The sequence below is a fragment of the Burkholderia sp. MSHR3999 genome (genome assembly GCF_000833595.1).
GTDB classification, from domain to species: Bacteria; Pseudomonadota; Gammaproteobacteria; order Burkholderiales; family Burkholderiaceae; genus Burkholderia; species Burkholderia ubonensis.
This window is the reverse complement of record NZ_JRFO01000007.1, coordinates 1,348,214-1,361,248: the sequence shown is the minus strand read 5'-3', so window position 1 is coordinate 1,361,248 and position 13,035 is coordinate 1,348,214. Positions and strand designations below refer to the sequence as shown.

11 protein-coding genes are annotated in these 13,035 nt (G+C 69.6%); 10 read left to right on the top strand and 1 reads right to left on the bottom strand.

What is annotated here, in order from left to right:
• Positions 1 to 197: 197 nt before the first annotated feature.
• The 7 genes from KY49_RS29530 (at position 198) to KY49_RS29500 (ending at position 10,249) form a co-directional block, all read left to right on the top strand.
• Complete coding sequence (locus KY49_RS29530; protein WP_042587886.1) at positions 198 to 1,115, top strand: alpha/beta hydrolase family protein; 918 nt, start codon at positions 198 to 200, stop codon at positions 1,113 to 1,115.
• Positions 1,112 to 1,543: a MarR family winged helix-turn-helix transcriptional regulator gene (locus tag KY49_RS29525; protein ID WP_042587885.1), complete on the top strand. Its 432-nt coding sequence runs from the start codon at positions 1,112 to 1,114 to the stop codon at positions 1,541 to 1,543. Before KY49_RS29530 ends, KY49_RS29525 begins: the two co-directional genes overlap by 4 nt.
• A 441-nt stretch (positions 1,544 to 1,984) precedes the next feature.
• On the top strand, positions 1,985 to 3,430 hold the full coding sequence (locus KY49_RS29520; protein ID WP_042587884.1) for a sialidase family protein: 1,446 nt from the start codon (positions 1,985 to 1,987) through the stop codon (positions 3,428 to 3,430).
• Positions 3,431 to 3,733: 303 nt separating this feature from the next.
• The gene (locus KY49_RS29515) at positions 3,734 to 5,242 is read left to right on the top strand and encodes an efflux transporter outer membrane subunit (RefSeq protein ID WP_042587883.1); all 1,509 of its coding nucleotides are present in this window, start codon (positions 3,734 to 3,736) and stop codon (positions 5,240 to 5,242) included.
• Entirely contained in the window at positions 5,239 to 6,312 is a 1,074-nt protein-coding gene (locus KY49_RS29510; protein ID WP_042587882.1) for an HlyD family secretion protein, read from the top strand. Before KY49_RS29515 ends, KY49_RS29510 begins: the two co-directional genes overlap by 4 nt.
• A 26-nt stretch (positions 6,313 to 6,338) precedes the next feature.
• Entirely contained in the window at positions 6,339 to 9,122 is a 2,784-nt protein-coding gene (gene rbbA / locus KY49_RS29505) for a ribosome-associated ATPase/putative transporter RbbA (RefSeq protein WP_042588831.1), read from the top strand.
• Between the two features lie 2 nt (positions 9,123 to 9,124).
• On the top strand, positions 9,125 to 10,249 hold the full coding sequence (locus KY49_RS29500) for an ABC transporter permease (protein WP_042587881.1): 1,125 nt from the start codon (positions 9,125 to 9,127) through the stop codon (positions 10,247 to 10,249).
• Between the two features lie 43 nt (positions 10,250 to 10,292).
• On the opposite strand, the gene adhP is transcribed toward KY49_RS29500, so the two are convergent.
• Positions 10,293 to 11,321 carry an alcohol dehydrogenase AdhP gene (adhP, locus tag KY49_RS29495; protein WP_042587880.1) on the bottom strand — a complete coding sequence of 343 codons (1,029 nt, stop codon included), beginning with the start codon at positions 11,319 to 11,321 and terminating at the stop codon, positions 10,293 to 10,295.
• 169 nt (positions 11,322 to 11,490) lie between these two features.
• Between adhP and KY49_RS29490 the strand changes: the two genes are divergently transcribed.
• The 3 genes from KY49_RS29490 to KY49_RS29480 are packed head-to-tail and all read left to right on the top strand — an operon-like array spanning position 11,491 to position 12,967.
• On the top strand, positions 11,491 to 11,832 hold the full coding sequence (locus tag KY49_RS29490; RefSeq protein WP_042587879.1) for an ArsR/SmtB family transcription factor: 342 nt from the start codon (positions 11,491 to 11,493) through the stop codon (positions 11,830 to 11,832).
• On the top strand, positions 11,832 to 12,311 hold the full coding sequence (locus KY49_RS29485; RefSeq protein ID WP_042588830.1) for an SRPBCC family protein: 480 nt from the start codon (positions 11,832 to 11,834) through the stop codon (positions 12,309 to 12,311). Before KY49_RS29490 ends, KY49_RS29485 begins: the two co-directional genes overlap by 1 nt.
• Positions 12,308 to 12,967, top strand: coding sequence for a glutathione S-transferase family protein (locus KY49_RS29480; protein WP_042587878.1), 660 nt, complete (start codon positions 12,308 to 12,310; stop codon positions 12,965 to 12,967). Before KY49_RS29485 ends, KY49_RS29480 begins: the two co-directional genes overlap by 4 nt.
• The last annotated feature ends 68 nt before the right edge of the window (positions 12,968 to 13,035 follow it).

The following is a 13,035-nucleotide window of genomic DNA, read 5'->3' as shown; positions in this document are numbered from 1 at the left end:
AGACGATACGTTTTCCGGAGTAGTAAAACAAACGCAATATTCTGCTAAGTAAAGATGCGAAAGTTTTATGAATTCGATGCGCCGCATCGCATGCGGCACGCCGCGTATTTCGAGTCATCCCTCGACAGATATTTCGTGCGCGAAATAGTTTTCGCACTATATTTCGCATGCGAAATATCCATCGAACCGAGGGCATCATGACGACCCAGTCGATCGAGTTTTCCGCCGCCGACGGCTACCCGTTGCGCGGCACGTTGTGGCGGCCGGCCGCCGAGCCGTCCGCGCTGGTGCTGATCCATCCGGCGACCGCCGTGCCGGAGCGGCTCTATGCGGGCTTCGCGCGCTACCTGACCGAGCGCGGCTTCGCGGCGCTGACCTACAACTACCGGGGCATCGACGCGTCGCGTCCGGCGCGCCTGAACCGCCTGCGTGCGCGCATGCGCGACTGGGTCGACCTCGACGTCGAGGCGGCGACCGCGTGGGCGCGGCGCGCGTTCGCCGGCGTGCCGCTGCTCGCGGTCGGCCACAGCGTCGGCGGCCACGCGATCGGCCTGTCGGCCGGGTCGCGCCACCTGCGGGCGGCGGTGATGGTCGCATCGCACGCGGGCACCACGCGGCTGATCGCGCACGCCGCCGAACGGCTGAAGGTGCGGCTGATCCTGCGCGTGCTCGGGCCGCTGACGTCCACGCTGCTCGGCTACGTGCCGGGCAGGCGGCTCGGGCTCGGCGAAGACCTGCCGGCCGGCGTGTTCCGCGAATGGAGCGGCTGGACGACGCTGCCGCGCTACTTTTTCGACGATCCGACGCTCGGCGCGGCCGAGCGGTTCGCGAAGCAACGGCTGCCGATTCTCGCGCTCGGCTTCGACGACGACCCGTGGGCGAACCCGGTGGCCATCGACCTGCTGGTAAGCTACCTGACGCATGCGGCGGTCGAGCGCCGCCAGATCGATCCGCGCGCCACCGGCAGCGGGCCGGTCGGGCACATGGGCTTCTTCCGCAGCCGGCCCGGCGCGGTGCTGTGGCCGGGCGTCGCGGACTGGCTCGCGCAGGCGCTCGACCGGCCGCACGATGCGGACCGCGCGCCCTCCTCCACGCCAGCAGGAAACCGAGCTTGAGCGACGAACGACGACTGTTTTTGCTGTTGAACATCGGCCAGCGGCGCGCGCAGCGCTGGGTCGACCGCAAGGCGGAAACCGATACGCACGCGAGCGCCGCGCAGGCCGGCGTGCTGTTCCATCTCGCGAAACACGACGGCGCGCTCGTCGGCGAAGTCGGCGCGGCGCTGCAACTGGCGCCGTCCGCGATGACGGGCCTCGCCGATCGCATGGCGAAGGCCGGCCTGCTCACGCGCCATCGCGATTCGGACGACGGGCGCGCGACCCGCCTGTTCCTCACCGACGACGGCCACGCCGCGCTGAAGAAGGCGCGCGTGCTGCTGCGCGAGCTGAACGCGAAGCTGTGCGACGGGTTCTCCGACGACGAGCTCGACGTCGTCGCGCGCTGGCTGCGCACGCTGCAGGCGCGCTTTCCGGCGGATCGCTGAACGCGAAGCGATTTGCGCAGCGATTTCGATTCGCACTTCGATTCGATTCTCCACTCGCGATACCGCGATCTTTCCCGCAATTTTTTCTGCCCGCACGCATGCGATTCCGGCAACGCTTGCCGGCTACGCTCTGTTACAAAAAATCGCCTGCTTTTCGGCGTTTTGTTGACCTACATTGCTTCCACCTCACGGCAATCGTCGAATGAGACGCACAGCGGCCGCGACAGCAACAAGAATCACAAGGAGTCTTGACCGATGCGCTGGCGGAACCCAGCGAAGGCGGATTGCGATGGCAGAAGCGGCGTACTGTCCGGCACGCACCGGCGCGAGATCCGAAGCGTCGACGCGCTGCGTTGAAGTCCAGGCGCACGCCCCGCGCGACGACGCGCGAGGCCGCAGCCTGTCAGGCCACTGCTTCCGCACGTCAATGAGGAGCAGTCCATGCGACGCATTACCCTGCCTCACCCGCTCGTTACCCGGCTGACCATTGCCGCCGCGCTCGCGTTCACGGCCGCCGCGCACGCGGAGCCCGTGCGCGTGTCCGGCCCGAGCCCGTTCGCCGCCTGCACGGCCGGCGGCCCCGGCACCGTGTACGTGAATGCCGAAGTCGAGCCGTGGCTCGCGGTCAATCCGGCCCGTCCGACCAACATGATCGGTGTCTGGCAGCAGGACCGCTGGTCGAACGGCGGCGCGCACGGCCTCGTCGCGGGCTACACGTTCGACGGCGGCGCGACCTGGGCGCAGACGCCGCAGCCGTTCAGCGCCTGCGCGCCGGGCGGGCTGCCCTACGAGCGCGCGTCCGATCCGTGGGTGTCGTTCGGGCCGGACGGCACCGCGTACTCGGTATCGATCTCGTTCAACCAGTCGAACAACAGCAACGCGGTCGGGGCGTCCGTGTCGACCGACGGCGGCCAGACGTGGAGCAGCCCGGCGCTGCTGATCGCCGACAACGAGCCGACGACGCAGTTCTTCAACGACAAGGAATCGGTGACCGCGAACCCGGTGAAGGCCGGCACCGCGTATGCGGTGTGGGATCGTCTCGAGCTGCCGAACGGCAATCCGTACGCGAACCTGCACACGCAGGCATTCCGTGGGCCGACGCTGTTCTCGAAGACGGTGGACGGCGGCAAGACGTGGAGCAAGGCGCGGGTCATCGTCCACGTGCCGTCGCGGCAGCAGACGATCGGCAACCAGATCGTCGTCGATCCGAAGAGCGGCACGCTCTACAACTTCTTCAACCTGATCCAGCCGCCGTTCAGCAAGGCCGCCGGCAAGGTCGCGTTCATCAAGTCGACCGACGACGGCGCGACGTGGACAAAGCCGCAGGTGATCGCCGGGTTGCAGACCGTCGGCGTGACCGATCCGAATACCGGCGAGCCGGTGCGCACCGGCGACATCATTCCCGAGCCCGCGATCGACCCGGCGTCGGGGCAGCTCTACGTGGTCTGGCAGGACAGCCGCTTCAACGGCGGCCACTACGACGAGATCGCGCTGTCGACGTCGACCGACGGCGGCGCGACCTGGAGCGCGCCGCTGCAGGTCAACACGCCGACGGGCCGCGCGGCGTTCAACCCGTCGGTGCGCGTCAACGAAGGCGGTGCGGTGATGGTTACCCATTACGACTTCCGCGACCTGCCGGCCGGCGACACGACGACGCTGCCGACCGGCTTCTGGCGCAAGATCTCGCTCGACGGCGGCCGCACGTTCGTCGCCGAGCGGCGCGTCGGCGGGCCGTTCGACCTGAAGGTCGCGCCGAATGCGGAGGGCTTCTTCATCGGCGACTACCAGGGCCTCGACGTGGGGCCGTCGTCGTCGTTCCATCCGTTCTTCGTGCAGACCAACTCCGGCAATCTCGCGAACCGCACGGACGTGTTCTTCGCGCCGTGACGGCCGACCGGCCGCTTCGCGGCGGCCGGTCAGGATCTTCTTCATCGCCTCGCGCCGGCGCTCGTCGGCGCATCCCCTGGCCGCAGCCGCCCGGCGCCGCGCGCGTGTCAAGCGAGGAACCCCTCGACGCGCACTTCCATCCGCCGCTGACCCAGATCAACGGTTGTCACTGCAATCATCGGCTATAACTGGACGCGTTCCGGCGAACGGGCGAGCGCATCGGTGATGCGCGGCCCGGCCCTCGCCGGGCGCCCCAGCAATGGCAACGTCACGCACGGTTGCCAACCGATAACGAGGAATCCCATGCGCCACGTTGCGCTCCCCGACCCGCCGCCTGACCGGGCGCGCACTGCCCTCGCACGGGCCGCGCGCGTTGCGGTCGCACTGACGTGCGGCGGGCTGCTGTCGGGCTGCCTGTCGCTCGCGCCGCACTACACGCGTCCGGCGCAGCCGGTGCCCGGGGCCTATCCGGCAGGCAAGGCCGACGAAGCGGCGAGCGCGACGGCCGTCCCCGATTGGCGCACGTATTTCACCGACTCGCGGCTGCGCACGCTGATCGAGCAGGCGCTCGCGAACAACCGCGACCTGCGGGTGGCCGTCGCACGGGTCGAGGAAGCGCGCGCCGTCTATGGCATCCGGCGCGCGGATCAATGGCCGTCGATCAATGCCGGCGCCGCGTACGCGCGCTTTCGCACGCCCGGCGGCCTGCTCGCGCCGTCGCCGTTCATCGGCCGGCTCTACGACGTGCAGCTCGCGGAAACGCAATGGGAACTCGACTTCTGGGGCCGCGTGCGCAACCTGAAGGACGCGGCGCGCGAACGGTATCTGGCGAGCGACGCGGCTCGCCGCGCGGTGTCGCTGAGCCTGATCACGCAGGTGGCCGACGCGTACCTGGCCGTGTGCGCATACGACGAGCGCATCGCACTGACGCGCGCGACGATCGACAGCCGGCGCGAGTCGCTGCGGATTTTCCGGCGGCGCCACGACGAAGGCGCGATCTCGCGGCTGGACCTGACGCAATCGGAAATCCTGCTGCAGCAGGCCGAATCGCTCGGCGCGCAACTGGGCCAGGCGCGCGCGAGCGCCGCGGACGCGCTGATGCTGCTGGTCGGCGCGTCGCCCGATCTGCCCGCCACGCCGCTCACGCTCGACGACCAGGCCGTGATGCCGGCGCTCGCGCCCGGGCTGCCGTCCGCGCTGCTCGAAAACCGTCCGGACGTGATCGCGGCCGAGCACCAGTTGCGCGCGGCGCACGCGAACATCGGCGCGGCGCGCGCGGCGTTCTTCCCGCGCATCGCGCTGACGAGCGCGATCGGCTCGGGCAGCAGCGAGCTGCACAAGCTGTTTACGTCCGGCACCGGCACGTGGAGCGTGATTCCGAATCTGGCGATGCCGATCTTCGACGCCGGACGCAATCGCGCCAATCTCGCGCTGTCGCAGGCGCAGCGCGACGAGGCCGTCGCGCAATACGAGAAAACCGTGCAAGGCGCGTTCCGCGACGTGTCCGACGCGCTCGCGGCGCGCGACTGGCTGGCCGAGCAGCTGCGCGTCGAACGCGCGACGCTCGCGTCGCAGACGGAGCGCGCGCGACTCGCGAAGCTGCGCTACGACAGCGGCGCGGTGCGCTTTCTCGAAGTGCTCGACGCGCAGCGCGACTTGCTGAATGCCGAGCAGCAGCTCGTGCAGACGCGCCGCGCGCTGCTGTCGAGCCGCGTCGCGCTGTACGGCGCGCTCGGCGGCGCCCCGCAGGCCGGCAACGACGCGCCGGCCCTCTCCCCTCACGTTTCGACCGATTCGGGTTCCATCCAATGAAGATGCCCAACCGCCACTATCTGATCGGGTTCGGCGCGGCCGCGCTCGTGCTCGGCGCCGCCTGGTACGGCTGGACCCTCTGGCGCGACGGCCGGGCCGACGCGGGGCTCGTGAGCGGCAACGGCCGCATCGAGGCGACCGAGATCGACGTCGCGACCAAGCTGCCCGGGCGCGTCAGCGCGATGCGGGTCGACGAAGGCGATTTCGTGAAGGCCGGCCAGCCGCTCGCCAGCATGGACGTGCTCGTGCTGCACGCGCAGCTCGACGAGGCGCGCGCGAAAGAGCAGCAGGCGTTGAACACGGCCGCGAGCGTCGATGCGCAGGTCGCGCAGCGCCGCAGCGACAAGGCGGCGGCCGAGGCGGCCGTCGTGCAGCGCGAAAGCGAGCTGGACGCCGCGCGGCGCCGGCTCGCGCGCTCCGAAACGCTGTCGCGCGAAGGCGCGTCGTCCATGCAGGAGCTCGACGACGATCGCGCCCGCGCGCGTGGCATGGAGGCGACCGTGCGGGCCGCCCGCGCGCAGGTCGATGCGGCCCAGGCCGCGATCGATGCGACGAAGGCACAGCTCGTCGCCGCGCACTCCGCCGTCGCGGCCGCGCAGGCGACCGTCGCGCGCGTGCAGGCCGACATCTCGGACAGCGAACTGACCTCGCCGCGCGACGGCCGCGTGCAGTATCGGGTGGCCGAGGCCGGTGAAGTGCTGCCGGCTGGCGGCAAGGTGCTCAACGTCGTCGACCTGTCCGACGTCTACATGACGTTCTTCCTGCCGGAGACCGTGGTCGGCAAGGTGCCGCTCGGCGCCGACGTGCGGATCGTGCTCGACGCCGCGCCGCAGTATGTGATCCCGGCGCGGGTGTCGTTCGTGTCGAGCACCGCGCAGTTCACGCCGAAGACGGTCGAGACGGCCAACGAGCGGCAGAAGCTGATGTTCCGCGTGAAGGCGCGCATCGACCGCGACCTGCTGCTGCGCCATCTCCGGCTCGTCAAGACCGGGCTGCCGGGCGTCGCGTGGCTGAAGGTCGATCCGCACGCGAGCTGGCCGGACGCGCTTGCGGTCAAGGTGCCGCAGTGACGCCCGAGCAGGACGCCACCGGCCTCATCGAGCGTGAGCCGGTCGCGACCGGCGGTGCCGACGGCGGCGTGATCCGCCTGTCCGGCGTGACGCTGCGCTATGGCGCGGCGTGCGCGCTCGACGGCGTGACGCTCGCGGTGCCCGCCGGGCGCATGATCGGGCTGATCGGCCCGGACGGCGTCGGCAAGTCGAGCCTGCTCGCGCTCGCGTCGGGCGCGCGGGCGATCCAGCAAGGCCAGGTGAGCGTGCTCGGCGGCGACATGGCGTCGGCCGCGCACCGCGATCGCGTGTGCGGCCGGATCGCGTACATGCCGCAGGGCCTCGGCAAGAACCTGTATGCGACGCTGTCGGTCGAGGAAAACCTGCAATTCTTCGCGCGGCTGTTCGGCCACGACGCGGCCGAGCGCCGGCGCCGGATCGACAGCCTGACGCGCAGCACCGGCCTCGATCCGTTCCTCGACCGCCCGGCCGGCAAGCTGTCGGGCGGCATGAAGCAGAAGCTCGGCCTGTGCTGCGCGCTGATCCACGATCCCGACCTGCTGATCCTCGACGAGCCGACGACCGGCGTCGACCCGCTCGCCCGCGCGCAGTTCTGGGAGCTGATCGGCCGGATCCGCGCGGCGCGCCCGACGATGAGCGTGGTGGTCGCGACCGCTTACATGGACGAGGCGCAGCGCTTCGACTGGCTGATCGCGATGGACGCCGGCCGCGTGCTGGCCACCGGCACGCCTGACGAGCTGCTCGCGCGCACCGGCTGCGACCGGCTCGAATCGGCGTTCATCGCGCTGCTGCCGGACGAGAAGCGGCGCGGCTACGTGCCGGTGCGGGTGACGCCGCTGCAGGCGGACGACGCCGCCGGCTACGCGATCGAGGCGCACGACCTGACGATGCGGTTCGGCGATTTCGTCGCGGTCGATCACGTGAGCTTCCGGATCCGGCGCGGCGAGATCTTCGGCTTTCTCGGCTCGAACGGCTGCGGCAAGTCGACGACGATGAAGATGCTGACCGGCCTGCTGCCCGCGACCGAGGGCGACGCGAAGCTGTTCGGCCGGCCCGTCGCGGCCGGCGACATCAACACGCGCCGCCGGGTCGGCTACATGTCGCAGGGCTTCTCGCTGTACGGCGAGCTGACCGTGCGGCAGAACCTCGTGCTGCATGCGCGCCTGTTCGGCGTGCCGGAGGCGGAGGTCGCCGCGCGCGTGGCCGAGATGACCGCGCGCTTCGGCCTGGCCGACGCGCTCGACGCGCTGCCCGAGCGCCTGCCGCTCGGCATGCGGCAGCGGCTGTCGCTGGCGGTCGCGATGGTGCACAAGCCGGAACTGCTGATTCTCGACGAGCCCACTTCCGGCGTCGATCCGGTGGCGCGCGACAGTTTCTGGCAGTTGATGATCGAGCTGGCGCGGCGCGACCGCGTGACGATCTTCATCTCGACGCACTTCATGAACGAGGCCGAGCGCTGCGACCGCATTTCGCTGATGCATGCGGGCCGCGTGCTCGCGAGCGATGCGCCCGCCGAGCTGGTGCGGCAGCGCGGCGCGGCCACGCTCGAGGAAGCATTCATCGGCTACCTCGTCGACGCGCAACGCGCGGGCGACGCACCGCAGGCCGCGCCGAACGATGCTTCATGGGATGCCGGCGGGGATGCCGGCGCGCCGCCGTCCATCGCGGCCGCCCGGCCCGCGCCGCGCTTCAGTCTCGCGCGCGCCGGCAGCTATACGTGGCGCGAAGTGCTGGAGCTGCGCCGCGACCCGGTGCGCGCGACGCTCGCGCTGCTCGGCTCGCTGGTGCTGATGTGCGTGATCAGCATCGGCATCAGCCTCGACGTCGACAACCTCACGTTCGCGGTGCTGGATCGCGACCAGACGATGCTCAGCCAGGGCTACACGCAGAACATCGCCGGTTCGCGCTACTTCGTGCAGCGCGACGCGCTGACGGGCTACGACGACCTCGACCGGCGCATGCGCAGCGGGCAGCTTTCGCTCGCGATCGAGATTCCGCCGGATTTCGCGCGGGACGTCGCGCGCGGCCGGCGCGTGCAGATCGGCATGTGGATCGACGGCGCGATGCCGCTGCGCGCGGAGACGATCCGCGGCTACGTGGTGGGCATGCACGAGAACTGGCTGCGCGACGAGGCGAAACGCCGGCTCGGCGTGTCGCTCGCGCCGGCGGTCGAGATTGCGGTGCGCTATCGCTACAACCCCGACGTGAAGAGCCTGCCCGCGATGATTCCGGCCATCATGCCGATGCTGCTGCTGATGCTGCCGGCGATGCTGACCGCGCTCGCCGTCGTGCGCGAGCGCGAGCTCGGCTCGATCGTCAACCTGTACGTGACGCCCGTCACGCGCACCGAATTCCTGATCGGCAAGCAGGCGCCGTACATCGTGCTCGCGATGCTGAACTTCCTGCTGATGGTGGTGCTCGCCGATCTCGCGTTCGGCGTGCGGATCAAGGGCAGCTTCGCGACGCTGCTGCTCGCCGTGCTGATCTTCAACGTGGTGGCGACCGGCGTCGGGCTGCTCGCGTCCACGTTCACGCGCAGCCAGATCGCGGCGATCTTCATGACGATCATCGGCACGCTGATCCCGGTCGTGCAGTTCTCCGGGCTGCTCACGCCGCTGTCGTCGCTCGAAGGCGCCGGCAAGTGGATCGGCACGCTCTATCCGGCCACCTACATGCTCGCGATCAGCCGCGGCGTGTACAACAAGGCGCTCGGCCTCGCCGACCTGTGGCCGCAGTTCTGGCCGATGCTCGCGTCGGTGCCGGTCCTGCTGGCCGCCACCGTCGCGCTGCTCCGCAAGCAGGAAACCTGACCATGCAGCGTCTGCTCACGATCTACCGGCTCGGCGTCAAGGAACTGTGGAGCCTCGCGCGCGACCCGATCATGCTCGTGCTGATCGTCTACACGTTCAGCGCGTCGATCTACGCGGCCGCCACCGCGCGGCCCGACACGCTGCACAAGGCGCCCATCGCGATCGTCGACGAGGACGCGTCGCCGCTGTCGGCGCGCATCGCGTCCGCGTTCTTTCCGCCGCAGTTCACGCTGCCCGCGATGGCCGGCGCCGCGTCGGCCGATCGCGGCCTCGACGACGGCGACTACACGTTCGCGCTCGACATCCCGCCGAACTTCCAGCGCGACGTGCTGGCCGGACGCCCGGCGACGATCCGCCTCGACGTCGACGCGACGCGGATGAGCCAGGCGTTCACCGGCAGCGGCTACGTGCAGCAGATCGTGTCGGGCGAGATCGACGCGTTCGTGCGCCGCTATCGCGGCGGCCCCGACCTGCCGGTCGATCTCGCGGTGCACATGCGCTTCAACCCGAATCTCGACGAGGTGTGGTTCGGCGCGCTGATGGAAGTCATCAACAACGTCACGATGCTGTCGATGATCCTCACGGGCGCGGCGCTGATCCGCGAGCGCGAGCACGGGACGATCGAGCACCTGCTCGTGATGCCCGTCACCCCCGCCGAGATCATGCTCGCGAAAGTCTGGTCGATGGGGCTCGTCGTGACGGTGGCGGCGCTGGCGTCGCTCGTGTTCGTCGTGCGCGGCGCGCTGCAGGTGCCGATCGCGGGCTCGCTCGGGCTGTTCGTCGCCGGCATGGCGCTGCACCTGTTCGCGACGACGTCGATGGGGATCTTCCTCGCGACGCTCGTGCGCAGCATGCCCCAGTTCGGGATGCTGCTCGTGCTGGTGCTGCTGCCGCTGCAACTGCTGTCCGGCGGGCTCACGCCGCGCGAGAGCATGCCGCAGGCGGTGCAGGACGTGATGTTCGCCGCGCCGACGACCCATTTCGTCGAGCTTGCGCAGCGCATCCTCTATCGGGGCGCGGGCCTCGACGCGGTGTGGCCGCAGTTCGCGCTCCTGCTCGCGATCGGCGGCGTGCTGTTCCTGCTGTCGCTGAAGCGGTTCCGCCTGACCATCAGCCGGATGGCGTGACGGGCCGCCCGCCCGTGGTGGTCGCCCCGGGCGGGCGCGGGCGTCAGTGCATCTCGGTCAGCACGACGCGGCCGTCGACCTGCCCCGCGCGCAGCTTCGCGAACACGTCGTTGATGTTGCCGAGCCGGTCGCGGTGGATGTGCGCGCGCACGAGCCCGTCCGCCGCGAAGTCGAGCGACTCCTGCAGGTCGCGCCGCGTGCCGACGATCGAGCCGCGCACCGTGATGCCGTTCAGCACGGTCGAGAAGATCGGCAGCGGGAAATCGCCCGGCGGCAGCCCGTTCAACGCGACCGTGCCGCCACGCCGCACCATCCCGAGCGCCTGCGCGAACGCGCTTCTCGACACCGCCGTGACGAGCACGCCGTGCGCGCCGCCGATTTCCTTCTGAAGCACCGCGGCCGGATCGGCGCTCGACGCGTCGACGGTCAGCTCAGCGCCAAGCTGCTTCGCGAGCGCGAGCTTGTCCGGCGCGATGTCGATCGCCGCGACGTGCAGCCCCGTCGCGCGCGCGTACTGCACGGCGACGTGCCCGAGGCCGCCGATTCCGGAGATCGCGATCCATTGGCCGGGGCGCGTATCGGTGACGCGAATCCCCTTGTAGACCGTCACGCCCGCGCACAGGATCGGCGCGATTTCGTCGAACGCGACCTGCGCCGGCAGGTGGCCGACGTAGTCCGGATCGGCGAGCACGTATTCCGCATAGCTGCCGTTCACCGAATAGCCGGTGTTCTGCTGCCCGTGGCACAGCGTTTCCCAGCCCGAGTAGCAGTGTTCGCAATGTCCGCAGGCCGTATACAGCCACGGCACGCCGACCCGGTCGCCCTCGCGCACGTGCGTGACGCCCGCGCCTACCGCCGCGACCACGCCCACCCCTTCGTGGCCCGGAATGAACGGCAGCGACGGCTTGACGGGCCAGTCGCCGTCGGCCGCATGCAGGTCGGTATGGCAGACGCCGCACGCTTTGATGTTGACGAGGATCTGGCCCGGGCCCGGCGTCGGCACCGGCACTTCCTCGATGCGCAACGGTTCGCCGAAGGCGTGCACTACGGCGGCTTTCATGGTGTGCGTCATGCGTCGCTCCTGATGGATCAATGAGCGAACCAGTATCCGCACGCGGAATCGGGGACGGTTGACGTGTGTCAACGAGGCGGAAAGGCGCGATGCGGACGCGGCACCCGGTCGCGCAACGATACTTAAGCGATGGCTTGACTTTTTCGCGGACGCACCATAACTTAAGCGAATGATTGAGTATTCGGAACAACTTGACAGGGCCTTCCACGCGCTCGCGGATGCGACGCGCCGGGGGATGCTCGAGCGCCTGTCGCGCGGGCCGGCGTCGGTGAGCGAACTGGCCGAGCCTTACGGCACGTCCCTCGCCGCGATCCATCAGCACGTGCAGGTGCTCGAGGCGAGCGGGCTCGTCGTGACGGAAAAGCGCGGGCGCGTCCGCGAATGCCGGATCTCCAGCGAGGCGGTCCAGCGCGTAGAAAACTGGCTGAGCGAGCGTCGCCTCCTCTGGGAGAGCCGCTTCGACCGCCTTGGCAAACTGCTTGAAAGCGATGAACGCAAAGGAGACGAATGATGACGGAAACCCCGTTTTTCCACGGCACGTTTACGCTGAGCCGCGTGTGGGCGGCCCGGCCCGACCGGGTGTTCGCCGCGTGGTCCGATCCGGACCTCAAGGCCCAGTGGTTCACCGGCCCGGCCGAGCGCTGGACGCTGCTGCGCCGCTCGATGGATTTTCGGGTGGGCGGCGCCGAGGTGCTGGAAGGCCGCTTCGACGAAAGCGGCATGGAGACGCTGTTCGAGGCCCGCTATCACCTGATCGAGCCGGCCCGGCGCCTCGTCTACAGCTACGATCTCCATCACTCGGGGCGCTTTCATTCGGTCACGTTGTCGAGTCTCGAACTCGAACCTCAAGGAGACGGGACGCGCGTCTCCTACACCGAGCAGATCGTGTTCCTGGACGGCAAGGACGGCACCGCCGATCGCCGCCAAGGGAGCGCATTCATGTACGACGCAATCGAGAACGTCCTTCGATCATCGGGAGCCATGCTATGACGGTCGAACTTTACGGGCACCCGTTCGCGTCGTTCGTCTGGAAGCCGCTGATCGCGCTCTACGAGCGCGAGGTGGCCTTCACGCTCCGGATGGTCGATCCCGATCATCCGGACAACCAGGCGCGCATGGCGGCGCTCTCGCCCACCGGGCAATTTCCGGCGCTGGTCGACGGGGACACGGCGATCACGCAGAGCAACGCCGTGATCGAGTATCTCGACCTGTTTCATGGCAACGGCGGGCCGATGGTGCCGGCGGACCCGCGCGAGGCGCTGGACGCGCGGATGATGGCCGACGTGTTCGACGATTACGTCAACGCGCCGATGCAGCGGATCGTCGGCGACGCGTTGCGCGCGGAAGACGAGCGGGACCCGCGCGGCGTTGCCGACGCGCATGCGCTGCTCGATCGCAGCTACGCATGGCTGGACGCGCGTCTGCAGGCGAAGGAATGGGCCGCGTGCGGCCGCTTCACGATTGCGGATTGCGCCGCCGCGCCGGCGCTGTTCTATGCGGATTGGGTTCATCCGATTTCGGAGCGTCATGCCGCGCTCGCTGCATACCGGGCGCGGCTGCTGTCCCGCCCGTCCGTGGCACGCGTCGTCGACGAGGCGCGGCCGTATCGGCGCTTCTTCCCGTTGGGCGCGCCCGAGCGCGACTAGCCGGGCGGCGGCTTTCTGCGAACGACGCGCATTTGTCGCGCGAGACCGTCGCGCTCATTATCACTTTC